The sequence below is a fragment of the Streptomyces sp. CY-1 genome (assembly GCF_047218265.1).
GTDB classification, from domain to species: domain Bacteria; phylum Actinomycetota; class Actinomycetes; order Streptomycetales; family Streptomycetaceae; genus Streptomyces; species Streptomyces niphimycinicus.
This window is the reverse complement of record NZ_CP178393.1, coordinates 245,080-268,475: the sequence shown is the minus strand read 5'-3', so window position 1 is coordinate 268,475 and position 23,396 is coordinate 245,080. Positions and strand designations below refer to the sequence as shown.

Sequence of the window (23,396 nt, the reverse complement as noted above, 5' to 3'; positions counted from 1 at the left end):
CCCGCCGTCGAGACCCGAAAGACAGGCCCTGGATGCACGACGACCGGAAGCTGGTCGAAGCCCGCCTGGAACGCGTCCTCAACGAACGCGTCCGTCCCGCCGTCCACCCCGCCACCACACCCCTGACCGTGGAGATCTGGTCCACGGCGGACGAGCCCGTCCCGGTGGCCGAGGGGCTGGCGGCACCGACCCGCCCGATTGTCACCGGCGCCCCCTGGGGCGTGCCGTGGGGGACAAGCTGGTTCAAGGTGACCGGCGAGGTGCCGGGGGAGTGGGCCGGAAGGACGGTCGAGGCCGTGCTCGACCTCGGCTTCACCCCGCGTACCCCCGGCTTCCAGTGCGAGGGTCTCGTCTACGAGCCCGACGGCACTCCGGTCAAGGGCCTCCATCCGCGCAACAACTACGTCCGCGTCGGCGCCCCGGCCGCCGGCGGCGAGCAGGTCCACTGGCGCATCGAGGCCGCCTCCAACCCCGACCTCGAGGCGGACGGCGTGCCCTTCCAGCCGACCCGGCTCGGCGACAAGGCGACCGCGGGCGACGCGCCCCAGTACGTCCTCGGCGACATGGTGCTTGCCGTCTTCGACGAGACGGTGTGGAACCTGGTCATGGACCTGGAGGTGCTCGGCGAGCTGATGGCCGAGCTGCCCGTCGACGGCGCCCGCCGCTGGGAGCTCCTGCGCGCCGTCGGCCGCGCGCTGGACGCCATCGACCTGCGGGACGTGAACGGCACCGCCCAGGCCGCGCGGGACGAGCTCGCCGAGGTGCTGGCCGCGCCCGCGAGCCCCGGGGCGCACCGCATCAGCGCCGTCGGCCACGCCCACATCGACTCGGCCTGGCTGTGGCCGCTGCGCGAGACGGTCCGCAAGGTCGCCCGTACCACCTCGAACATGACCAAGCTCCTCGAGGACGAACCGGACTTCGTCTTCGCCATGTCGCAGGCCCAGCAGTTCGCCTGGATCAAGGAGCACCGCCCCGAGGTCTACGCCAGGGTCAAGAAGGCGGTCGCGGACGGCCGCTTTGTGCCGGTGGGGGGCATGTGGGTCGAGTCCGACACCAACATGCCCGGCTCCGAGGCGATGGCCCGGCAGTTCGTCCACGGCAAGCGCTTCTTCCTCGAAGAGTTCGGCATCGAGAACGACGAGGCATGGCTCCCCGACACCTTCGGCTTCGCGGCCGGCCTGCCGCAGATCATCAAGGCCGCCGGATCCGGCCGCCTCCTCACGCAGAAGATCTCCTGGAGCAAGACCAACTCCTTCCCGCACCACACCTTCAACTGGGAGGGCATCGACGGCACCCGGATCTTCACCCACTTCCCGCCCGTCGACTCCTACAACTGCGAGATGACGGGCGCCCAGCTCGCGCACGCGGCCCGCAACTTCAAGGAGAAGGGTCTCGCCAGGCACTCCCTCGCCCCGGTCGGCTACGGCGACGGTGGCGGGGGCACCACGCGCGAGATGGTCGCGAAGGCGGCGCGGCTGCGCAGCATGGAGGGCGCGCCGACGGTCCAGTGGGAATCCCCTGCCGACTTCTTCGAGAAGGCCGAGGCCGAATACCCCGACCCGCCGGTGTGGGTGGGCGAGCTCTACCTGGAGCTGCACCGCGCCACCCTCACCAGCCAGGCGCAGACCAAGCGCGGCAACCGGCGCAGCGAGTCCCTGCTGACGGAGGCCGAGCTGTGGGCGGCCACGGCGGCGGTACGGGCGGGAGTCCGGTATCCGTACGAAGAGCTCGACCGGATCTGGAAGACGGTGCTGCTGCACCAGTTCCACGACATCCTGCCGGGCTCGTCGATCGCCTGGGTGCACCGGGAGGCGCGGGAGACGTATGCGCGGGTGGCGCGGGAGCTGGAGGGCATCATCGAGGGTGCGCAGCGGGCGCTCGCCGGTGCGGGTACCGGTGAGCTGGTCTTCAATTCGGCGCCGCACACCCGGCGCGGTGTCCCGGCCGGTGGCGCGGCGGCCGCGGCTGACGAGGGCGGCGTCGTCCCGGTCCCGCGCGACGGCGGCGGTTACCTTCTCGACAACGGCCTCCTGCGGGTCGAGATCGACGCCCGCGGCCTGGTCGTCTCCGCCTACGATCGCGCTGCCGGCCGGGAGGCGATCGCCCCCGGGCAGGCGGCCAACCTGCTCCAGTTGCACCCCGACTTCCCCAACCAGTGGGACGCCTGGGACGTCGACGCCTTCTACCGCAACACCGGCAGCGACCTCACCGAGGTGGCCGCTCTGGGCGTGGAGGGCACCTCGGTGCGAATCGTGCGCACCTTCGGCGGCTCCCGCGTCAGCCAGCTCCTGTCCGTACCGAAGGACGCCAAGCGGCTCGACATCGACACCGAGGTCGACTGGCACGAGACCGAGCGCTTCCTGAAGCTCGCCTTCCCGCTGGATGTGAAGGCCGACCGGTACGCCTCGGAGACGCAGTACGGGCACGTCTACCGGCCCACCCACCAGAACACGAGCTGGGAGTGGGCGAAGTTCGAGGCATGCAACCACCGCTTTGTGCATGTCGACGAGCCGGGCTGGGGTGTGGCAATCGTCAACGACGCCACGTACGGCCACGATGTGACCCGCGCGGTACGCACCGGTGCCCGTGCGGGGACCACCACCACGGTGCGGGCGTCGCTGCTGCGCGCGCCCCGCTACCCGGATCCGGAGACGGACCAGGGCGTACACCGCTTCCACCACGCGCTGGTCCCTGGCGCCACGGTCGGCGACGCGGTACGCGAGGGCTACCGCGCCAACCTGCCCGAGCGCCGCGTCACCGGCACCGCCGCCGGGGTGGCGCCCCTGGTCGGGGTCGACAACGACGCCGTCGTGGTGAGCGCGGTCAAGCTCGCCGACGATCACAGCGGCGATCTGGTGGTGCGCCTCTACGAGGCGAACGGCGCCCGTGCCCGCGCCACCGTCCGCGTCGACGGCTTCGCTGCCACCCGCGCGGTCCTCACGGACCTGCTGGAACGCCCGCTGCCCGGCGCCGAACGGCCGGCCGTGGCCGACGGTGGCGTGGCGCTCGCGCTGCGGCCGTTCCAGACGGTGACCCTGCGGCTGCCGCGCGGCTGAGAGGACCGGACCGATATGACTGCTCCAGTGGCACGCGCGGAGCGCCCCACGGCGGTGTGCGTGATGAGCCCCGACGTCGCCGGTCTCGTACTGCCGGCGGAGCCGCGCGATCGGCTGGCCGAGATGGCGCACCTGGTCCCGGACCCATCGGGTGCTTGCACGCCGCCTTCCCCGAGTCGCTTGCCGAGGCGGAGGTGCTGGTCAGCAGTTGGGGCTGCCCGCGGCTGACGGCCGAGGTGCTGGCGCGGGCACCGAGGCTGCGGGCCGTGCTGCACGCCGCCGGGACGGTCAAGTCGCTGGTGAGCGAGGCAGTGTGGGAGCGCGGCATCGTGGTCTCCTCGGCCGCCGATGCCAACGCCGGACCGGTCATCGCGTACACCGCCGCTCTGATCACGCTCGCCGCCCGGCGGACGCTGACCATGGCGGCGGGATACGGGACCGGGTGGCCGGACCACGCGCTCCGCCGGGGTGGCGACGGCCTGACGGTGGGCATCATCGGCGCCTCCCGCATCGGCCGCGGTGTGATCGCCCAACTGGCGCGCTCCGACGCGGGCTACCGGATCCTGCTCAGCGACCCGTATGTCACGGACAAGGAGGCGCGGTCGCTGGGCACGGAGCCGGTGGAACTCGCCGAACTGTGCCGCCGCTCGGCGGTGGTGAGCGTGCACGCGCCGCTGCTGCCGGAGACGACGGGACTGCTGGACGCGAAGCTGCTGGCGCTGCTCCCCGACGGGGCCGCGGTGATCAATACGGCACGGGGCGCGATTGTCGACACCGAGGCACTGACGCGCGAATGCGTCTCGGGCCGGCTCGAGGCGTACCTCGATGTGACGGACCCCGAGCCGGTGCCGCCGGGGCACCCGCTGGTTTCGCTGCCGAATGTGCTGCTCACTCCGCATATCGCCGGCGCCCAGGGCACAGAGGTGCGGCGGCTGGGGCAGTACGCGGTCGCCGAGTTCGCACGCTGGCTGGCGGGTGAGCCGCTGCGGGGCGAGGTCACGCGGCAGGCGCTTGCCCGGCTGGCCTGAGCCGCCGATCGCCGCCGGGCGGGGCATCGGGCCTGCCCGACCACAAGCACATTCGCTCGATGATGGAAGGGCTCCACCTCATGACAACGGTTCAACAACCGGCCGCTCCGGCGGCCGAGGAGGGCGGAGGGGCGGACATCCGCCGGCCGCGGCGCCTGCGCCCGGCCGGCCGGCGAGACGTGGCGCTGTTCTGGTTCGCGATACCAGGGCTGACGGCGCTGCTGCTGTTCCACTACGTTCCGCTGCTCGGAAACGTCATCGCGTTCCAGGACTACCAGCCGTACATCGGCATCATGCACAGCCCCTGGAGCGGGCTGGACAACTTCGATGTCCTCTTCAACGGTGACGACCAGTTCCTGCGGGCACTGGTCAATACGCTGCAACTGACGCTGATCCAGGTGGTCTTCGTCTTCCCCGCACCCATCCTCCTCGCCCTGGCTCTGAACAGCCTGGTCAGCGAGCGGATCAAGAAGTGGGTGCAGAACGTGCTGTATCTGCCGCATTTCCTGTCCTGGGTGGTCGTCGTCGCCCTCTTCCAGCAGATGCTGGGCAACACCGGCATGCTCAACCTGTTTCTGCAAGCCCACGACCTGGGCACCTGGAACATCATCGGCGACCCGGAGCTGTTCAAGTCGCTGCTCACCTCGCAGGTCATCTGGAAGGACAGCGGCTGGGGCACCATCCTCTTCCTGGCCGCCCTCTCCCGCGTCGACAACGAGCTCTACGAGGCCGCCGCGATGGACGGGGCCAGCCGCTTGCGGCAGACCTGGCACGTCACCCTGCCCGCGCTGCGCGGCCTGGTGATCCTGCTGCTCATCCTCCGCCTCGGCGACGCCCTCTCCGTCGGCTTCGAGCAGATCCTGCTTCAGCAGACCGGCGTCGGCCTGGAGAACAGCGAAGTCATGGACACCTACGTCTACAACCACGGTCTCCTCGGCGGGGACTGGGGCGTCAGCGCCGCCGTCGGCCTCGTCAAGGGGCTGATCGGGGTCGTGCTGGTGCTGGGCGCCAACAAGGTCGCCCACCTCTTCGGCGAGGAAGGTGTCTACAAGTCATGACAACGCTGTCGCCAACCCACCCGGTGCGCCGCAGGCCGCCGCGCCGGGCCTACAGCGCCATCCCCGGCGAGACCCCCGGCACCCCGCCGTGGCGCGCCCTGAAGTCCTTGATCCTCCTGATCTGTGTGGTCCTGGTGCTGCTGCCGTTCCTGGCGATCATCTCGACCTCGCTCGCCGGCACCGCACAGGTCACCAAGGCCGGCGGCTACGTCCTGTGGCCCGACAACCCGGGCTTCTCCGCCTACTCGGCGCTGCTCTCCGGCGGGCTGGTCTCCAAGGCCATGCTCGTCAGTGTCGGCATCACCGTCGTCGGCACGGCCCTGTCGCTGCTCGGCTCCATCTCGCTGGCCTACGGACTCAGCAGGCCGGGCTCCTTCGGGCACAAGCCGATCCTGATGCTGCTGCTGATGTCGTTGCTGTTCGTGCCGGGCGTCATACCCAGCTATCTGATGGTCAAGCAGCTCGGTCTGATCAACAGCTACTGGTCACTGATCCTGCCGACCATGATCAACGCGTTCAACGTGATCGTGTTGCGCTCCTTCTTCATGGGCATCCCCAAGGAGCTCATCGACTCGGCACGCATCGACGGCGCCTCCGAGCTGTCGATCCTGACCCGGATCGTGCTCCCGCTGTCCAAGGCATCGGTCGCGGTCATCGGCCTGTTCTACGCGGTGACGTACTGGAACGCCTTCTTCAACGCGCTGCTCTACATCAACGACGCCGCCAAGTGGCCGATGCAGATGGTGCTGCGCACCTACGTCGTCAACAACGCGGCTCTCAGCGGCGGCCAGGTCGACGTCGCGGCCGGCGCGCCGCTGCCGCCGGCGCAGTCGCTACAGGCGGCCATCCTCGTGCTCTCGATCGTGCCCATCGTGATCGTCTACCCCTTCCTCCAGCGGCATATGAACAAGGGCGTCATGGTCGGAGCGGTGAAGGGATGACGGTGATGAAACCAGCTATGAGCCGCCGCGGCTTTCTCGCCTCGGCCGCCGGTGCCACGGCCGGGTTCACCCTGGCCGGCTGCGGTGACTACAAGCCGGTCTCGGCCAGGGCGGCCAACGCCAAGGCCACGCTGCCCACGTACATCCCGTACCAGGGCGTGCCGACGTCGATGCCCGCGACAGCGGACGGCGTCTCGGTCGGCTACGAGCACTACCCCGCCAACCCCGTCAAGGCGCTGCCGGACGGCCCGCCCGCCAAGGGCCCCGCCATCGACATCATGACGCTGATCTTCAACCCGGTGCCGCCGCCGGTGGACGGCAACGTCATGTGGCAGGCGCTCAACAAGAGCATCGGCTGCGACCTCAACTTCGAGATCACGCCGGTCGCCGACTACCCGAACAAGTTCGCCGTGACGCTCGCGGGCGGCGATCTGCCGGACGCGATGCTGATGCTGCCGCCGAAAGACAATGCCGCGGCAACCCCGGGCATGCTGGACGCCCTCTTCGAGGACCTCACCCCGCATCTGTCCGGGGACAACATCCGGGACTACCCGTACCTCGCCAACATCCCGACCGCCTCCTGGGCGCCCTGTGTGCTCAACGGCGGCATCTACGGGATCCCGATGCCCCGGCCGGTCTCCGGCGGTCCGGTCTTCACCCGCCTCGACCTGCTCGAGAAGCTGGACGTCGACCCGAACCCGAGCAGTTGGAAGGAGTACTTCCAACTGTGCAAGGACGTCACCGACCACAAGCGCAACCAGTACGCCATGGGCGACCCCATCACCGCGTTCGACACGACCATGCAGATGCTGGGCGGACCCAACAAATGGCGCGAGGAAGGGGGGAAGTTCACCTTCTGGCTCGAGACCGAGGAGGCCAAGCAGGCCATGGACGCGGTCCGCCGGATGACGAAGGCCGGAGTCATGCACCCGGACGCCTACACCGTCACGGGCAAGGTCAAGGAGTGGTTCGGCACCGGCCAGCTCGTCATCAACCCCGACGGGGCCGCCGCGTGGAACGACTACTACACCACCTACGCCCCCGCGGCGAAGGGCTTCGACCTCGGCTATCTGATGCCGCCCAGTTGGGACGGCGGCAAGGGCACCTACTGGTCGGGCCAGTCCTATTACGGCTTCCTCATCATCAAGAAGGCGCCCACGGCACGTATCAAGCAGATCCTGCGGGCGTTGAACGCCCTTGCCGCGCCCTTCGGCACGGACAGCTATCTGCTGCGCAAGTACGGCGTCCGGGGCCCGGACCACACCATGAAGGGCGCCGACCCGATCCTCACGCCGAAGGGCACGGCCGAGGTCACCCTGCCGACGACGTTCGCCACGGACGCGCCCTTCACGCTCTACTACCCGGTCAAGCCGGAGATCGTGAGGACGCAGTACGCATTCCAGAAGGACGCCGTCGAGCGGCTGGTCCGCAACCCCACCGAGGCCCTCTACTCGCCCACCAACGCCAAGAAGTCCGCACTGCTCCAGAAGACCCTGGACGACACCCGCAAGGGCATCATGCAGGGCCGCGTCCCCCTCAAGGAGTGGGACGGCGTCATGCGGAACTGGCGCAAGGAGGCGGGCGATCAGATCCGCGTCGAGTTCGAAAAGGCATGGGAGACCCGCTACTGATGCACCACCGCACCCCCGCCGAGGACCGCGCCCGCTGGGAGCGGACCGCCGACGACATGCTGCTCGCCGTCCGTCCGTACGCCACCGAGGGGCACGGCCTGATCCACCTGCCTGGTACGCCGAGCCACAACGGCGTGCACAGCGACGGTCTCGAGGGGTTCGCCCGCACGTTCCTGCTGGCCGCGTTCCGGCTGACGGGGGCGGCGGGCGCGGACCCGCACGACCTCGCCGGGTGGTACGCGGCCGGCCTCACCGCAGGCACCGGCCCGGAGCACCCGGACCGGTGGCCGGCCTTCGCCAAGTGCAACCAGGCGAAGGTCGAGGCGGCCTCCATCGCGCTCGCGCTGCACGAGACCCGGCCGTGGATCTGGGACCGGCTGGACGCGAAGGTCCGGCGGCGAGTGCTGGACTGGCTGGCGCCGATGGTCGGTGATCCGATGCCGGGGAACAACTGGATCTGGTTCCAGGGCGTCACCGAAGCCTTCGCCCGGACCGTCGGAGGCCAGTGGCGCCAGCAGGACCTCGACCGGACCATCGCGCTGACCGATGGCTGGTACGCGGGCGACGGCTGGTACTCCGACGGGCTGACCGGCGGCGGACACCGTAACTTCGACCACTACAACGGGTGGGCGATGCACCTCTACCCGCTGTGGTTCTGCCGCATCCTCGGCGATGCGGCGCCCGCCGGGCTGCTGGACCGCTACCGGGAGCGGCTGCGGCGGTTTCTGGCGGACCAGCGACTGCTGGTCGGAGCCAACGGCTCACCGCTGATCCAGGGCCGTTCACTCACCTACCGGCATGCGGCGCTGGCTTCCGTGTGGACCGGCGCCGTCTTCGATGCCACACCGCTGGCGCCGGGGGAGACCCGGTCGCTCGCGACCCGCATGCTCGACCACTTCACCGGGCACGGGGCGCTGGACGCGCGGGGGCTGCTCACGCTCGGCTGGCACCGCCCCTTCCGCGGCATCCTCCAGAGCTACTCCGGCCCCGCCTCCCCGTACTGGGCGAGCAAGGGCTTCATCGGTCTCGCCCTGCCGCCCGACCATCCGGTGTGGACGGCGGAGGCGACGCCGCCGGCTGTCGAAGAGGGCGATTTCGCGCAGGCGTTGGCGGCGCCCGGCTGGCTGGTCTCCGGCACCGCCGCCGATGGCGTCGTACGCGTCGTCAACCACGGCGGTGACCACGCCGACCCGGCCCGTCCGCACGCCGACGACCCGTGCTACGCGCGCTTCGCCTACTCCACGCACACCGCGCCGGAGACCCCTGGCGACCCGACCGTCCCCGGCGGCAGCGCGGACGCCGACCCGCTCGACAACGCGGTCGTGCTGCTCGACGCGGCCGGGCGGGCCTCGCACCGGCGCCCCGCCACCCGTATCTCCATCGACGGCGCCACCGCCGTCTCGCGCTCGCGCGCCCACTGGCTCGAGGACGCGACATGGGATGTGTTCGGTGGCCCCGACACCGACTACATCCTCGGCCCCTGGGTGACTGTCGGCTCCGCGCTGCGCGGCTCGGTCGAGGTCCGCGCCGTACGCGTCGACGGCGACCCCGGGCCCGGCCATGTGCTGCGGGTCGGCGGCTGGGCCCTGGCCGTGGGCGACACGCCACCGGACGCTGACACCGCCCGGGGCGAGGGCACCGACGGCCCCGCCCGGGTCGAGGGCACCGACGGCCTCATCTCCCTCGTCGTAGGCGTGCGAGGGCTGCCCAACAGCGCGGTGTGCCCGGGCTCCGGCAGCAACGCCCTCGGCCCCGCCTCCGCCACCCCCGTCGTGGAGACCGAAGGCCCCGTGGCCCACGGCACCCTCCACATCGCCCTGGTGCACCTCGGCGGCACCGACCCCGCCGCCCTGCCCCAGGTCACCACCGGTGCCGACGGCACCACCCTCCTCGCCGATGTGACCTGGACGGACGGCACCCGGGACACGATCCGGCTCCCGGCGCCCGATCCCGCCGCGTACGACCCCTGGAAGGATTACCACCGTGCATGACGACCGCAGGATCATCGAGGACCGGATCCGCAGGCTGCTCGACCGGGTCGTCCGCCCCGCCCTGTACAGCGCTGCCCGGCCGCTCTCGCTCAGCGCCTGGTTCGTGGACGGAGAGCCGGTGCCCGTGGCCGACGCGTTGACCGCCGCGTACGAGCCCTTCCAGCTCGGCTCGGCATGGGGCGGGCCCTGGTGCACCACCTGGATGCGCGCGGGCGCCGAGATCCCCGCCGACTGGGCCGGCCGCCGGGTCGAGGCCGTCTTCGACCTGGACTTCGACCTCACCAAGGGGCCCGGCGGCCAGGCCGAGGGCCTGGTCCACGACGCTCATGGCGCGCCCATCCAGGGCCTGCACCCGTACCACCGAAGCGTGCTCCTCGCCGACCCCGCCACCGGCCGCGAGGGCGTCGATCTCCTCATCGAGCTGGCCGCCAATCCGCCCATCACCGGCAGTGCGGGGATCAACACCCACTACGGTTCGCGGGCGACGGCCGGCTCCGGCCATCTCTACCGCCTCAAGCAGGCCGAGATCGCTGTCCGCGAGGACGACGTCTGGCACCTCATCCACGACATGGAGGTCCTCGGCGAGCTGATGGGCGAGCTTCCGCTCGGCTCCGCCCGGCGGCACGAGATCCTCCACGCCCTGCGCCGCGCCGCCGACGCCGTCGACCCGGCCGACGTGGCGAGCACCGCCGCAGCGGCACGCGACCGCCTCGCCGATGTACTCGCCCGGCCGGCGCACGCCTCGGCGCACACCCTGGCCGCCGTCGGGCACGCCCATATCGACTCGGCCTGGCTGTGGCCGGTGCGCGAAACGGTGCGCAAGTGCGCGCGTACCTTCACCAACATGACAGCCCTCGCCCAGGAGTACCCGGAGCTGATCTTCGCCTGCTCCTCGGCGCAGCAGTACGCGTGGATGCGCGAGCAGCGCCCCGAGATCTTCGCGCGGATGAAGAAGGCGGCCGAGGAAGGCAACTGGGTCCCGGTCGGCGGTATGTGGGTCGAGGCCGACGGCAACCTCCCCGGCGGCGAGGCCATGGCCCGCCAGCTCGTGTACGGGCGGCGCTTCTTCGCGGAGGAGTTCGGCGTCGAGCAGAAGGGCGTATGGCTGCCGGACTCCTTCGGCTACACCGCCGCCTACCCGCAGTTGGCCAGGCTCGCCGGCGCGGAGTGGTTCCTGACCCAGAAGCTCTCCTGGAACGAGACGAACAAGCTGCCGCACCACACCTTCGACTGGGAAGGCATCGACGGCACCCGCATCTTCACCCACCTGCCGCCCGTCGACAGCTACAACGCGTCGCTCACGGGGGCCGAACTCGCCTACGCCGAGCGCAACTTCGAGGACAAGGGGGTGGCCACCCGCTCCCTCGTCCCCTTCGGCTACGGGGACGGCGGCGGCGGCCCCTCCCGCTCCATGCTGGAGAAGGCCCGCCGGCTGCGCGACCTGGAGGGCTCGCCCAAGGTCGCCATCCAGGCACCGGACGCCTTCTTCGCGGCGGCGCGTGCCGAGCGCACCGGGCTTCCGGTGTGGCGCGGCGAGCTGTACCTGGAGAACCACCGCGGCACCTACACCAGCCAGGCCCGCACCAAGCGCGGCAACCGGCGCAGCGAAGCACTGCTGCGCGAGGCCGAGCTGTGGGCGGCCACGGCGGCGGTACGGGCGGGCGCGCCGTACCCGTACGAGCGCCTCGAAGCCCTGTGGCAGCGGGTGCTGCTCAACCAGTTCCACGACATCCTGCCGGGCACCTCCATCGCGTGGGTGCACCAGCAGGCCGAGCGGGAGTACGGGGAGATCCGCGACGAGCTGGAGGGGCTGATCGCGGATGCGGCGGGCCGGCTGCCGGGTGCTGCCGGAGCGCTGCTCAACGCGGGGCCGTACGCGCGCCGCGAGGTCGTGCTCGTGCGCGGGGCCGAACTCCCCGGTGCGCAGCGCCTGTCGGACGGGCGCAGCGCCGTCCTGGCCGAGGTGGACGCCCTCGCCTCCGGTGGCACGGTGGCCGCGCCGCGCCAGGAGGTCACGGCCGTTTCCGAGGGCGGGGGCTTCGTCCTCGACAACGGCGTGGTACGGGTCGTGGTGGACCGGCGCGGTCTGATCACCTCGGTTCACCACCACGCCGCCGGCCGGGAGGCGATCGCCCCGGGCAGCGCCGGCAACCTCCTCCAGTCGCACCCCGACGACCCCAACCTGTGGTCGGCCTGGAACATCGACTCCTACTACCGCGACACCGTCCGCGACCTGGCGGAGGCCGAGTCGGTGACCCTTGTCGACCAGGGCCCGCTGCTCGCCTCGGTGCGGGTGGAGCGCGCCTTCGGCGCCTCCCGGATCGTCCAGCACCTGGACCTGGCCGCCGAATCCGCTCAGGTGACGGTCCGCACCGATATCGACTGGCAGGAGCGCGACACCGTGCTGAAGGCGGCCTGGCCGCTGGACGTGCACGCGGAGCGCGAAAGCGCCGAGATCCAGTTCGGGCATGTGCAGCGGCCCACGCACGAGAACACCAGTTGGGACGCGGCCCGCTTCGAGCTGTGGGCGCACCGCTGGGTGCATGTGGGGGAGCGGCGCTGGGGCGCGGCGCTGCTCACCGACTCCACATACGGGCACGACATCCGCCGCGACACCCGCGCGGACGGCGGCACCACGACCACGGTGCGGCTCTCGCTGCTCCGCTCGCCGCACAGCCCCGACCCGCAGGCCGACCGCGGGCGGCACAGCTTCAGCTATGCGCTGGTGGCCGGAGCGGGCATCGAGGACGCCATCGCGGGTGGGTACGCTCTGAACCTGCCACTGCGCCCGGCCCCGGTGTCGGCCGCCGCGCTGGTGTCCGTCGAGCCCGGCGACATCGTGGTGGAGTCGGTAAAGCTGGCCGATGACCGGGGCGGCGACGTCGTGGTACGGCTGTACGAGGCGTGCGGCGGGGCGGTGCGGGCCGCCCGGCTCACGGCGGGCTTCGAGCTGGCCGCCGCGTACGACTGTGATCTGCTGGAGCAGCCGGGCGCGCAGGCGGCCGTGTCCGAGGACGGGGCCGTGGCCTTGAAGTTCCGCCCGTTCCAGATCCGTACGCTGCGGCTGCGTCCCACGATGCCGCCGAGCCAGGGAGAGACACGTTGACGACCGCGAAGCCCGAAAAGCCGGCCATCAGGCGCGGCACCAACCTGCCGCGGATGGCGGACTTCAACGAGTCCGTGATCCTGGACGCCATCCGCCGGCACGCGGACGGCCTCAGCCGGGTGGAGCTCGCCCAGGCCACTGGCCTGTCGGCGCAGACCGTATCGAACATCACACGCCGGTTGCTCGACCAGGGTGTGGCGCGCGAGTCGGGCAAGCAGCACACCGGTAGCGGCAAGCCCCGCACGCTTCTCGAGGTCGTGCCGAGCTCGCGCTACGCCGTCGGCGTTCACCTCGACCCCGCCGTGATCACCACGGTTCTGGTGGACCTGGCCGGCACGGTCGTCGCCCAGCGCAGCCGGCAGACGCCGAGCGGCGGCGACACCGACCGGACCAGCGCCGGCATGGCGGCGTCGGTGTCGGCGCTGGTGGCCGAGTCCGGCATCGACGACGCCCGGGTACTGGGCCTGGGCATCGCCGCTCCCGGCCCCATCGACGCGGAGGCGGGCTGGGTGGTGGACCCGCCGGAGCTGCCGGGCTGGGGCCGCTACCCGCTGCGCGATCGCCTGAGCGAGGCCACAGGCTTCCCGGCGTTGCTCGACAAGGACGTGACGGCGGCGGTGGTGGCCGAGCGCTGGGCCGGCGCGGCCACCGACAGCCGCAACCTGCTCTTCTTCTACCTCGGCACCGGCTCCGGCATGGGCCTGGCGGTGGAGGACACGGTGCTGCGCGGTGTGTCGGGCAACGCGGGCGAGGTCGGCGGCCTCGGCGCGTCCTTCTCGGCCCGTACGCTCGTCGACGAGGCCATCGCCCTGGGCGTGCTCGGCACCGAGTACACCTGCCTCGACCCGGCCGACGCCCAGCGCGGCCTGGAACGCCTGGCGGCGCTGGCCGCCGCCGGGGACGTACCGGCGGACGGCATCATCGAGCGGCTGGCCATCCGCATCGGCCGCGGCGTCTGCGCGGCGGCGACGCTCCTGGACGTGGACAGGGTCGTGTTCGGCGGTCCGGTGTGGCAGTTGCTGTCCGATCGCCTCCTGCCCACGATCGAGTCGATGGTGGCGCGGAGCCCGTTCGTCAGGCCGACCCACCCGACGACGGTCACCTCGACCACCCTGGGCGAAAACGTGGCGGCGATCGGCGCGGCCGTCCTGGTCCTGGACCGCACCCTGTCCGCTCAGCCCAGGTCACTGCTGCTGGTCTGAAGCGCCCGAAAGCGCCCGGGCGCTGCGCTCTCGGCCATATGACGCCCGCGGGCGGCCCGCGCGTGGTGCCCGGGTGCGCGCCGATGTCCGCCGTCGCCGTGTGGGCCACGGCGGCGGGGGTCTTCCACATGACCTTCGCGCCGCGGCCGCGCACGCACACCGGGCCGCAGCCCCGGCCCATCACCTTCCACCCGTCCCAAGTCCCCCACTCTCCCGGAGCCCTAGGCCATGCCCGGCTATCCCCGTCTGACAGAGCTGTTCCCGCCCTCGCTGGTCGCCGCCCGTATGCCGCGGATCGGCGAGTGGAGTCCCGTACCGTCCGCGGCGGACCGGGGCGCGTGGGAGGGCATCGGCGACGACACCCGCGACCGCGTGCTGCGGGCGGCCGGCTCGGCGCTCGGAGAGCCGTGGCCGTCCCTGCCCGCCTCGCTGTTCGCCCGCTTCGCCCGCGACGGCGACCGCTGGGATTACCAGGCGTCGGCCGCCGCGCGGCGAGAACGGCTCGGGTGGGCGGTGCTGGCCGCCGCCATGAGCCCCTCGTCCGCGAAATTCCTGGACGAGGTGATGGACGGCGTCTGGACGCTGTGCGAGGAGACGAGCTGGGTGCTCCCGGCACACGACTTCCGGGTCCTCGGCTCCCACGGCCGCGAACGCGGCCTGTTGCCGGACCCGGAGTGCCCCACCCTGGACCTCGGCGCCTCGATGACGGCCGTGCTCCTGGCGCTGGCCGACGCGATCGTCGGCGAGGAGCTGGACCGGATCGACCCGCTGGTGCGCCGTCGGCTGCGCGGGGAGGTCTCCACCCGGGTGCTGCGGCCGTATCTGCGACGCGACGACTGGGGCTGGTATGACGGTTCGACCGCCAAGCCGAACAACTGGAATCCCTGGATCCGCTCCGAGCTGCTGCTGGCCACCGCGCTGACAGAGGAGTCCGACGAGGTCCGTAGCTCAGTGGTCTCCCGCCTCGTCCAGGGCCTGGAGAACTACCTGGCCGCGCAGCCGGATGACGGCGGCTGCGACGAGGGGCCGCACTACTGGTGGCGCGCCGGGGCAAGCCTCTTGGAATGCCTGGAGACCCTCACCTCATTGCTCGGCACCGACGCGGGGGTGTTCGGCCATCCGCTGGTTCGCGCCATCGCCCGCTATCCCCTGGCCACCTGGATCGGCGACGGCTGGGCGGTCAACTTCGCGGACGGGCCGGCGCGTCCGCGCGAGATGGGGGCGGCGGTGCTGCACCGGTACGGCCGCCGCACCGATCAGCCGGAGGTGTCCGCACACGCCCGGGCGCTGCGCGGCGGCGCCGATGCCGCGATCCCGGAGACCGGCGGGCCGTTCGACCTGCGCCGTACCGTCGATCCTCTTCGACGCCGACTGGCAGACGGCCGCTCCCGCCCCCTTCCCACTGCCCGTACGCAGTTGGCTGCCCGACACCCAGGTCCTGGTCAGCCGCGCCGCGGCGGGCACGGAGCGCGGTCTGCTGCTGGCGGCGAAGGGCGGCCACAACGACGAGAGCCACAATCACAACGATGTCGGCACCTTCATCGTCGCCCTCGACGCCCGGCCGCTGCTGATCGACGCCGGGGTCGGCACGTACCGCAAAGAGACGTTCGGCCCGGAGCGTTACGGAATCTGGTCGATGACCAGCGAATATCACAACGTGCCGGTCGTCAACGGCCTCGGCCAGCCGCCGGGGCCGGGCTTCCGGGCGGCCGCGGTCGCCCACCGCTGCGACGGCACCACTGACGAGCTGAGGTGTGACCTCGCCGCGGCCTATCCGCCTGAAGCGGGGCTGACTCGCTGGCAGCGCACGTTCCGGCTCGTACGCGACCCGTACGACGGCGAGCGCATTGAGATCGGCGACGCCTGGGGCTGCTCCGCCCCGCCGGGCTCACTGGCGCTGAACCTCCTGGTCGGCGGGGAGGTGGCCCTCGGGGACGGGGGCGGCCGGGCCGTCGTCAGCCCGTCGGCCGGGCGTGGGCTGATCCTGGACTGGACCGCCGTGGCGTTCACCGCCTCGGTCGAGACGATCCCGCTCACCGACCCGGCCTTCACCCGCGTGTGGGGCCCGGCGATCCACCGGCGCGTCCTCACCGCCCGCCGGCCCGCGGCCGAGGGCGAGCACACGCTGACGGTGCGGCCGACCGGGGGTCAAGGGGCCGCAGGTTCGAATCCTGTCGTCCCGACGGTGTGAGAAGCCCCGCTGACAGGGAGAAACTCCAGGTCAGCAGGCGAGTGTCATCGGCATGGGGCTGCCGGCCCCCGCAGGATGAGGAGGACCAGCCCGTCGGCATCGTGCCGCTCCGCAGCCGCCCAGCGACTCGGCAGGCGGACAAGCTCGTCCTCGCTCAGGGCGATCCCGCGCCGCTCAGCGGGGGTGTCGGCGGCGAGCGGCGTGATGAGGACGAGCGCGCCGCCCGGCCGCAGCCGATGGCCCAGCGTGTCCAGGGTGCGGTCGCGGAAGGTGAGGAACGGAGCGACGAATCGCAGGGTGATCAGGTCATAGCCGTCGGCGTTCAGCGAGGTTCCGTCGTCTTCCTCGACGTCGAGACGGAGCCAACGGGCAGCTTCACCGTGGCGGGTGCGGGCTTCGGCGAGGGCGGTTTCGGACCAGTCGATGGCGTCCACGGTGTAGCCGGATGAGGCCAGGTGCGCGGCGAGTTCGCCGGTCCCGCACCCGACATCGAGAGCCGGAGCCTTGGCGGCGGGCGGCAGATGTGTGGCGAGCAGGGTGCGTTCGGTGTCGGTGAGTGGCCGATAGCGGTGACCTTCGGCATAGCCACGGTCCCATTCGTCCTGCGTGGTGAACATGTGCGACGGCAGGCCCTTCTCGGTAGCGGTTCTGGCAACGGCAGGGCGGCTGAATCCGCTGGTAGCCGCCTGGAGCCGGTCGTTCGGATGCGGACTTCGTCAGGACCAGCCCATGGGGGCGTAGAGGGAGCCGCGGGAGATGGCGGCCAAGGCGACGCGTGCGTACTCGACCGTGGGCTCGGGCAAGGCGTCCAGCGGTCAGAAGCGCCATTCGGTGCAGCGCTCGGGTTCGCGTACGAGGGGTTCGCCCTCCCAGCGGGAAGGAGCGAAGAACAGCCCGATGCGTGGGATCGTGCTCCCGGGGTCGAGCAGGTCCAGGACGTGGACGAGCGACAAGTCGCCCTCGGCGAGGGCGTCGACCCAGGGAAGGTCCCAGGTGTCGACGGTGACGACGATGGCGTCGAAGCCGCCGTCCGGCACGATGCTGGCGGCTTCGAGCATGTCGGCCTGTAGCCAGGGCGCGGAGATGGAGCTGGTGATGCGGCCGTCGTCGCTGTGGCGGGTGGCGACGATGTCGTTGGCGTATGCCTTGTGGGCCGGTACTCCGGGTGCGAAGGCGTGCCGGGGCACCGCGCGCAGGGCTTGGTCGACCGCGGGGGTGCGGATGTGCCCGGCAGCGGCGAGTTTGTCGGCCATCTGGTGGCGCAGGGCGGTGGTCTCGTCGAGGTCCGTGGTGGGGGATGTCGTCACGGCGGGCCTTTCGGTCGAGCGGGTCATGCGGGATCCGCGACGGTCGGCGTCGTGGGGCTCGGGATGTTCGCGGTGGGGGCGTACTGGGCTGCCTGGGCGTCGAACATGGCGGCGTAGCGGCCTCGTGCGGCGATGAGTTCGTCGTGGGTGCCGTGCTCGGTGAGGTGTCCGTTGTTGAGGACGTAGATGTGGTCGGCGTGGCGGACGCCGGACATGCGGTGGGTGACCAGGACGACGGCCCGGTTCGGCGCGGCGAGGCGGCGGATGCGGTCGAAGGCTTCGATCTCGGCTTGGGGATCGAGCGCGGACGTTGGCTCGTCCACGATGAGGACGCCGTCCGCGTGTGATGTTGCACTACGCCAGTGCGTGCGGGCCAGACCTACTTTCTGCCATTCGCCGCCGGACAGTTCGATGGCGCCGCGGAACATGCGGGCCAGCAGACTGCGCAGGCCGTCGGGGAGTTTGGCGATCACGGGGCCGGCGACGGCGTAGTCGACCGAGGGCTCCAGGTCCTGGTCTGTCGCGGGGTGAGCGGGGCGGCCGAGGCGAATGTTCATCGCGGCCGTCAGGGGCCAGCGCTGAAAGTCTTGGGTGAGCAGGGAGACTCGCTCGAAGACCTGAGCGCGGTCGAGGTCGGTGAGGTCCGCCTCGCCCCAGCGCAGAGTGCCGCTATGGGGCAGCAGCATGCCCGACAGGATCTTCATCAGCGTGCTCTTGCCGGAGCCGTTCTCGCCCACCACCGCGGTGACCGACCCCATGGGCAGCGTCAGCGACACTCCTTCCAGGGCCGCGGTGTCACGGTCGGGATAGCGGTAGGTGACGTGGTCCAGGACGATCTCCTTGACCCGTTCAGGAACGGGCGCGCCGCCTGCGGGCAGCGTCCGCTGGCCGGCCTGGGTGAGGAAGCGACCGTGATCGCGGACATAGAGGCTTTCCTCGTGCAGTTGGTTGATGTTTATGACGAGGGCGCCCAGGCTCGCGGAGCCGGTGCGTACCGCGACCACGGCGGTCCCGGCGACGGCGAGGCTCATGTGCCCGGCCATGATCAGCCAGAACATGGCTCCGTAGGTTGCGGCCATCGCCAGGCCGGACAGCGCGGAGGCGACCCATTCGGTCAGGGCTTTGCTGGAGGCGAGGCGTTCCTGTTCGGCTTCGGCGCTCTCGGCCATGCGCTCGTAGCGGCTGAGGAGGAAGGCGCCGACGGCGTGGAGGCGTACCTCCTGGGCGGCGGTGCGTTCGGTGAGCAGGTTGCCGATGAGGCGGCTGGCGCGCACGTGCTCGATCCAGCTCATCACGGACACGTACCGTTCCTGGGCCACGCGCATGGCGCCCCAGCCGCGCGGGGCGGCGATGAGGATCAGCATGGGCAGCAGGGCGGGGTGGAGTACGGCGAGGACGCCGGCGGTGGTGATCAGGGAGATGAGGCCGTTCAGCGCGGCGACGCAGGAGCTGATCATGCGGCGGGCTGAGCTGGGGCCGTGCTGGGCGATGTCGACAAGCCGCCGGAAGTCGGGGTCGTCGATGGCCTCCAGTTCCACGCCGGCTGCGGCGGCCAGGTACTGGGTGGTGGCGATCCGCTCGACCTTGGGCTCCAGGCGACCCGCGCGGGAGGTGGAGCAGGCCGCCAGGGCGGAGTTGATGACGCCGATGGCGGCGGCGGCCAGCAGGCCGGGTAACAGGGCGTGCAGCCGCTCAGCGGCGCTGCCGCTCCCGGCGAGCAGCGCGTGCATGACGGCATTGACGGCGAGCAGGCCGGCCGCTGCGGCAATGCCCTGGCCGATCTCGCTGATTCCTACGGCGAGCAGGGCACGCCGGTCTGCCTGCCACGCCATGCGCAGCGTGGCGCCGACGAGCGCGGGCATGGAGCGCAGCGCGGACATCATGGTCAGGTCCAAGGTCGCGTGCTCGTGCTGGGACCATCCCATGTCGTAGCGCAGGGGCCCGCCGAACAGCTCTTGTTCGGCGTCGGAGACATGAGGGTCGGCCATCGTGACCGGGCCGAAGAATCTCTTCACCGGGCGCCTCCCGTGGGCCAGTTCAGTGCCCGGTGGGACGGGCCGTGGGTGAGCATGCGGAAGATCGCGACCGTGTAGGGGTGACAGTCCGGTGGGGGCTTCTCGGTGACGAGCGGGCCCGGTTCGCCGCGCCCGAAGTCGATCAATGCCCAGCGGCTGCCGTTCCACAGCAGGTTGCGCTCCCAGAAGTCCCCGTGCCGCCACCCGGCCAGTAGCGGTCCGCAGTCGGAGAGCGTGCTCACCAGATGCCGCAGCGTGTCGGCTAACGCGGCGGGCAGATGGTCACCGGCCTCCGCGAGGTGCTTGTCCAGCCCGGCCACCGTGTTCTCGACGACTCTGGCGGCTTCGGGCTGGACCAGGGAACCGGTCATGGCGTCGTGGAAGCGGCGCAGGAGCTGGCCGGCTTGCCGGTGGGCAACTCGGACCCGGCAGGCACAGGTCTCGCGCGTACACAGGACCGGCTTGGGCGCCAGGGCGGTGCGGCCGGAGGCGATGTGAGGGTTGGTGCCCGAGGAGACGGCGGGGTTTTCGAACGCGGGATGAACGAGCGCAGGGCGGCGTACGGGATGCATGGGGACTCCTCAGGGCGAGATGCGGACAGGTAATCGGATAACGGAGGTTCTGCTGTCGCCGTAACGGGTTGGGGCGGCAAAATCTAGAACCCGAATTCGAATACCGGGGCCCTCTTCTTGTGTGGCCGAGTTGACGGTCCGTGATGCTGCGTTCGATCACTCATGTGGGTTGCGGTAACTCCTTCGGGGGATTGCCCGGTACCGCCTTGTTGCCGCGCAGTAGTCGCCTCAGTTCGGTTTTCGCGGAGGGTGACGGCCTTGGACAGAGACCGCCGGTAGTCCGCGGGCAAGGTGCCGGCCCCGAGACCAGGCCACGTATCAGACGCCCATCGGCCGCGAGGCGGCGCGGGCGTCGGCCGGCGCGGGTCCAGTCCGGCTTCGCGGATCACGGCCGACAGCGGCATCACGCACCGCTCGCGCGTGGTTGGCGCCCTTATCGAGGCTGCGGGCCGTGGCTGAAGGCGCTATGTGATGGGGCTGCGTAGCCATCCATTGTGTTCAGCGCATCGTCGGGCGGTGGCGAGGACGCTCGCAATGGCGGGCGACGGATCCTTCGTGGGCCACAGCACCGAGAGTTCTGCCACGATCGACGGATCGACGACATCGCGACGAATGATGCTGGTGCTGGCCTTCGCGGCGTGCTCGGCGAACGATGTAGGGGCCAAGCCGACATTGCGTCCGCTGGAGAGCCGGGCGAGCATGGCGTTTACCGGCGGTTCCTCGAACGCGCAAATCTTGGGTGAGAAGCCTGCTTCGTGGCACGCGGCGACGATGCCGTCGTAGTACGCCGGTGCGAGACGGCGAGGGAAAAGCTGCAACGTCTCGTCGCGGAGGACCGTCACCGGGATCGTAGGTGCGGCAGCGAGGCGGTGGCGAGTGCTGAGGAGCGCGGAAACGGGCTCTTCACGGAGAATCTCGCCACCTACCCCGTCGAGCGGCTGCGGTGAGAGGGCGAGACCGATGTCCAGGTCGCCGGCGCAGAGCCGTTCGGGAATCTCCGCGCTGAAGCACTCTCGAGGGTCGACCGTGAAGTCGGGGTGGTCTTCCTGGAGAGCGTCCAGAAGCACCGTGAGCGTGTCGAAGCTCGTGACCGGCGTATAGCCCAACCGAATCGTCGTCGCGATCCCTGCCCCCGCCCGCCGGGTGAGCTGCACGGCTTGCTCCAGCGCGGCGAGCGCAATCGGTGCCTCGTGAACCAGCGTCCGGCCCGCCGCGGTGAGCTGCACCCGACGGCTCGAACGCACGAAGAGCGGGGTTTCGAGGGTCTCCTCGAGCTTGCGGATCTGATGACTCAGGGACGGCTGGGAGATGTAGAGACGCGTGGCCGCGCGGCCGAAGTGGAGCTCCTCGGCCACGGCCATGAAGTAGCGGAGGACGCGGGGGCTGACATCCATAGACGAATCCTATTGCCCGGCGTCCGGACAAGTCTTGGACGCCCTCCGGATGGCCGCCGTAGCGTCGTTTCACGCCACGGGAGACGTTCCCACGTGCCCCGTCGAGTCTGGCCGAGCCTGGTCGGATCCGGTCTCGGTTGACGTGACCGGCCTCCGTGGCACATCAGCCCGGCAAGGAGTCAAGCATGAACATCACCGTGATCGGACGAGGCAACGTCGGCGGCGGGCCGGCCGACCTGTGGGAACGTGCCGGGCACCAGGTGACGCGGCTGGGGCGTGCAGGCGGCGAAGCCCAACGCCTTGTCAAGCAGCTCGGTCTCGACGCCGGGTACGACGCGGTCCGCATGGGCGACCTGAAGATGGCCGCCACTCAGGAAGGCATGGCCGGCCCGATCTTCGCAATCGCCCAGTCCGGGCTCGGCCGGTTCGTCTACCGGATGGCATCACCCGAACAGCTCTGACTCTCACCATCGAACGCTCAACTCATCACGCAGAAGGAACCATCGTGACTCGCACTGCAAAGGCCGGACTCGAAGCACTGCTCACCCCCGAGGAAAGCGTCCTGGTGCTCATCGACCACCAGCCCTTCCAGTTCTCCAATCTCAACAGCCACGAACCAACCATGATCGTCAACAACGTGGTCGGCCTGGCCAAGGCCGCGAAGGTGTTCGACGTCCCCACGGTGCTGACCACGGTGATAGAAGAACGTGGCGGCTACCTCATCAAGGGCCTCCAGGACGTCTTTCCGGACCAGAAGCCGATCAACCGCACGTTCATCAACACCTGGGAAGACCGTCGCGTCGTCGACGTCGTGGAGCGAACGGGGCGCAAGAAGCTGATCATTGCCGGGCTGTGGACGGAGGTCTGCGTCGCCATGCCCGCCATCCAGGCGCTGGGTGAGGGGTACGACGTCTTCGTCGTCACGGACGCCAGCGGCGGGGGCAGTGCCGAGACGCACGACATGGCGGTGCGTCGCATGGAGCAGGCCGGGGTGGTGCCCATCACCTGGATGGCTGTGATCAGCGAATGGCAGCGCGACTGGGCTCGCGAGTCAACGACCGACGCGCTCGCGCAGGTTCTCTTCGACCACGGTGGCGGTAGCGGGATCGCGCTCGCCTGGGAGCTGCAACTGCTGGCCACACCCACCGCCGATGGTGCTGGCGTGTAGCGCTGACCGCTGCTGAGCCGGAGGCGGGGCGAGCGCTCACGGCCGTGAGCGCTCGCCCCGCCTCCCAGTATTTCAACGAGCGGTCGGCGACCGCACACTAGTGAGCTGGCCGGTCGTCATGTGGCGGAAGTTCGTGACGGCTGAGGAAGTCCGCGTTGGCGTTGGCATCGTGGCCCAGGACCGTGTTGGATCACGTGTGTGGAGCTTCAACAACCGATCGCGGACAGCCCGTACGGATATCCCGACTGGCGCAGTGTCCCCTATGTGGGTGCGCGCCGGGGAGCGGGGCCGGATGAGGATGCGCTGGGCCGTTTCGGCGCCCGCTTTGCCGCCCGGGTGCTCGATATCGGTGTCCTGGTCGTCGTCGTGCTCCTGGCGAGCGTGCTTACCGACTTCGCCGGGGACGCCTTGCCGACGCTCCTCGCCATGGTCGTGGTCGGCGGGTATGAGCCGGTGCTGACCGCGGTGTACGGGGCCACGCTGGGCAAGCGGCTGTGTGGGCTGCGGGTCGTCCGGCGTGGCGAGGGCAGCGGGCTGGGCTTCGGCCGGGCGTTGTGGCGCTGGGCCTGCGTGTTGGTCGGGTGCGCCGTGCCGGTTCTGGGGGTCGTCAACTTGCTGCGGTGCGCCTGGGACCGGCCGTACCGCCAGTGCCTCCACGACAAGGCCGCGGACACCGTCGTCCGCCGCGCACAGTGCTGAAACCCGTGTCAAAGCGCTGATCTTGCGCTCGATATCG

At 70.7% G+C, this 23,396-nt stretch carries 17 protein-coding genes; 12 read left to right on the top strand and 5 right to left on the bottom strand.

What is annotated here, in order from left to right:
* The first annotated feature begins 32 nt into the window (after positions 1-32).
* From ACK1X7_RS01325 to ACK1X7_RS01285, 9 genes are all read left to right on the top strand, one after another.
* The gene (locus ACK1X7_RS01325; protein WP_413114526.1) at positions 33-3,056 is read left to right on the top strand and encodes an alpha-mannosidase; all 3,024 of its coding nucleotides are present in this window, start codon (positions 33-35) and stop codon (positions 3,054-3,056) included.
* 155 nt (positions 3,057-3,211) lie between these two features.
* Positions 3,212-4,084, top strand: coding sequence for a hydroxyacid dehydrogenase (locus ACK1X7_RS01320; protein ID WP_390794225.1), 873 nt, complete (start codon positions 3,212-3,214; stop codon positions 4,082-4,084).
* 80 nt (positions 4,085-4,164) lie between these two features.
* Positions 4,165-5,142, top strand: a complete 978-nt coding sequence (locus ACK1X7_RS01315) for an ABC transporter permease (RefSeq protein ID WP_413114525.1) — start codon at positions 4,165-4,167, stop codon at positions 5,140-5,142.
* The gene (locus ACK1X7_RS01310; RefSeq protein WP_385156765.1) at positions 5,139-6,083 is read left to right on the top strand and encodes a carbohydrate ABC transporter permease; all 945 of its coding nucleotides are present in this window, start codon (positions 5,139-5,141) and stop codon (positions 6,081-6,083) included. The genes ACK1X7_RS01315 and ACK1X7_RS01310 overlap by 4 nt, the downstream gene beginning before the upstream one ends.
* Positions 6,084-6,088: 5 nt before the next feature.
* Positions 6,089-7,714: an extracellular solute-binding protein gene (locus ACK1X7_RS01305; RefSeq protein ID WP_390794226.1), complete on the top strand. Its 1,626-nt coding sequence runs from the start codon at positions 6,089-6,091 to the stop codon at positions 7,712-7,714.
* Entirely contained in the window at positions 7,714-9,705 is a 1,992-nt protein-coding gene (locus ACK1X7_RS01300; protein ID WP_413114524.1) for a DUF2264 domain-containing protein, read from the top strand. Before ACK1X7_RS01305 ends, ACK1X7_RS01300 begins: the two co-directional genes overlap by 1 nt.
* Positions 9,698-12,811, top strand: coding sequence for an alpha-mannosidase (locus ACK1X7_RS01295; RefSeq protein ID WP_413114523.1), 3,114 nt, complete (start codon positions 9,698-9,700; stop codon positions 12,809-12,811). Before ACK1X7_RS01300 ends, ACK1X7_RS01295 begins: the two co-directional genes overlap by 8 nt.
* Positions 12,812-12,864: 53 nt before the next feature.
* On the top strand, positions 12,865-14,013 hold the full coding sequence (locus tag ACK1X7_RS01290; RefSeq protein WP_308403658.1) for an ROK family protein: 1,149 nt from the start codon (positions 12,865-12,867) through the stop codon (positions 14,011-14,013).
* A 1,003-nt stretch (positions 14,014-15,016) separates the two neighbouring features.
* Positions 15,017-16,204 carry a heparinase II/III domain-containing protein gene (locus ACK1X7_RS01285; protein WP_413114522.1) on the top strand — a complete coding sequence of 396 codons (1,188 nt, stop codon included), beginning with the start codon at positions 15,017-15,019 and terminating at the stop codon, positions 16,202-16,204.
* A gap of 44 nt (positions 16,205-16,248) precedes the next feature.
* Here the strand turns inward: ACK1X7_RS01285 and ACK1X7_RS01280 are convergent, their stop codons facing one another.
* The 5 genes from ACK1X7_RS01280 to ACK1X7_RS01260 form a co-directional block, all read right to left on the bottom strand.
* Entirely contained in the window at positions 16,249-16,821 is a 573-nt protein-coding gene (locus ACK1X7_RS01280; RefSeq protein ID WP_385155334.1) for a class I SAM-dependent methyltransferase, read from the bottom strand.
* A gap of 198 nt (positions 16,822-17,019) precedes the next feature.
* The gene (locus ACK1X7_RS01275) at positions 17,020-17,538 is read right to left on the bottom strand and encodes a hypothetical protein (RefSeq protein ID WP_385155331.1); all 519 of its coding nucleotides are present in this window, start codon (positions 17,536-17,538) and stop codon (positions 17,020-17,022) included.
* A complete protein-coding gene (locus ACK1X7_RS01270) occupies positions 17,535-19,526 on the bottom strand; it encodes an ATP-binding cassette domain-containing protein (protein WP_413114521.1) in 1,992 nt (663 codons plus the stop codon). The genes ACK1X7_RS01275 and ACK1X7_RS01270 overlap by 4 nt, the downstream gene beginning before the upstream one ends.
* Positions 19,523-20,098, bottom strand: a complete 576-nt coding sequence (locus ACK1X7_RS01265; protein WP_390794232.1) for a phosphotransferase — start codon at positions 20,096-20,098, stop codon at positions 19,523-19,525. Before ACK1X7_RS01265 ends, ACK1X7_RS01270 begins: the two co-directional genes overlap by 4 nt.
* 464 nt (positions 20,099-20,562) lie before the next feature.
* Complete coding sequence (locus ACK1X7_RS01260) at positions 20,563-21,492, bottom strand: LysR substrate-binding domain-containing protein (RefSeq protein ID WP_390794233.1); 930 nt, start codon at positions 21,490-21,492, stop codon at positions 20,563-20,565.
* A gap of 185 nt (positions 21,493-21,677) precedes the next feature.
* Here ACK1X7_RS01260 and ACK1X7_RS01255 point away from each other — a divergent pair, with 185 nt between their 5' ends.
* From ACK1X7_RS01255 to ACK1X7_RS01245, 3 genes are all read left to right on the top strand, one after another.
* Positions 21,678-21,953, top strand: a complete 276-nt coding sequence (locus tag ACK1X7_RS01255) for a hypothetical protein (protein ID WP_385155319.1) — start codon at positions 21,678-21,680, stop codon at positions 21,951-21,953.
* 44 nt (positions 21,954-21,997) lie between these two features.
* Positions 21,998-22,660, top strand: coding sequence for a hydrolase (locus ACK1X7_RS01250; RefSeq protein WP_385155316.1), 663 nt, complete (start codon positions 21,998-22,000; stop codon positions 22,658-22,660).
* Positions 22,661-22,858: 198 nt separating this feature from the next.
* Positions 22,859-23,359: an RDD family protein gene (locus ACK1X7_RS01245; RefSeq protein WP_390794234.1), complete on the top strand. Its 501-nt coding sequence runs from the start codon at positions 22,859-22,861 to the stop codon at positions 23,357-23,359.
* Positions 23,360-23,396 lie beyond the last annotated feature (37 nt).

Excerpts from the sequence above, each read along its gene's own strand:
- ACK1X7_RS01325 (WP_413114526.1), top strand. The coding sequence starts at position 33 with ATGCACGACGACCGGAAGCTGGTCGAAGCCCGCCTGGAACGCGTCCTC.
- ACK1X7_RS01315 (WP_413114525.1), top strand. The coding sequence starts at position 4,165 with ATGACAACGGTTCAACAACCGGCCGCTCCGGCGGCCGAGGAGGGCGGA.
- ACK1X7_RS01310 (WP_385156765.1), top strand. The coding sequence starts at position 5,139 with ATGACAACGCTGTCGCCAACCCACCCGGTGCGCCGCAGGCCGCCGCGC.
- ACK1X7_RS01305 (WP_390794226.1), top strand. The coding sequence starts at position 6,089 with ATGAAACCAGCTATGAGCCGCCGCGGCTTTCTCGCCTCGGCCGCCGGT.
- ACK1X7_RS01300 (WP_413114524.1), top strand. The coding sequence starts at position 7,714 with ATGCACCACCGCACCCCCGCCGAGGACCGCGCCCGCTGGGAGCGGACC.
- ACK1X7_RS01290 (WP_308403658.1), top strand. The coding sequence starts at position 12,865 with ATGGCGGACTTCAACGAGTCCGTGATCCTGGACGCCATCCGCCGGCAC.
- ACK1X7_RS01285 (WP_413114522.1), top strand. The coding sequence starts at position 15,017 with ATGACGGCGGCTGCGACGAGGGGCCGCACTACTGGTGGCGCGCCGGGG.
- ACK1X7_RS01280 (WP_385155334.1), bottom strand. The coding sequence starts at position 16,821 with ATGTTCACCACGCAGGACGAATGGGACCGTGGCTATGCCGAAGGTCAC.
- ACK1X7_RS01275 (WP_385155331.1), bottom strand. The coding sequence starts at position 17,538 with ATGACCCGCTCGACCGAAAGGCCCGCCGTGACGACATCCCCCACCACG.
- ACK1X7_RS01265 (WP_390794232.1), bottom strand. The coding sequence starts at position 20,098 with ATGCATCCCGTACGCCGCCCTGCGCTCGTTCATCCCGCGTTCGAAAAC.
- ACK1X7_RS01260 (WP_390794233.1), bottom strand. The coding sequence starts at position 21,492 with ATGGATGTCAGCCCCCGCGTCCTCCGCTACTTCATGGCCGTGGCCGAG.
- ACK1X7_RS01255 (WP_385155319.1), top strand. The coding sequence starts at position 21,678 with ATGAACATCACCGTGATCGGACGAGGCAACGTCGGCGGCGGGCCGGCC.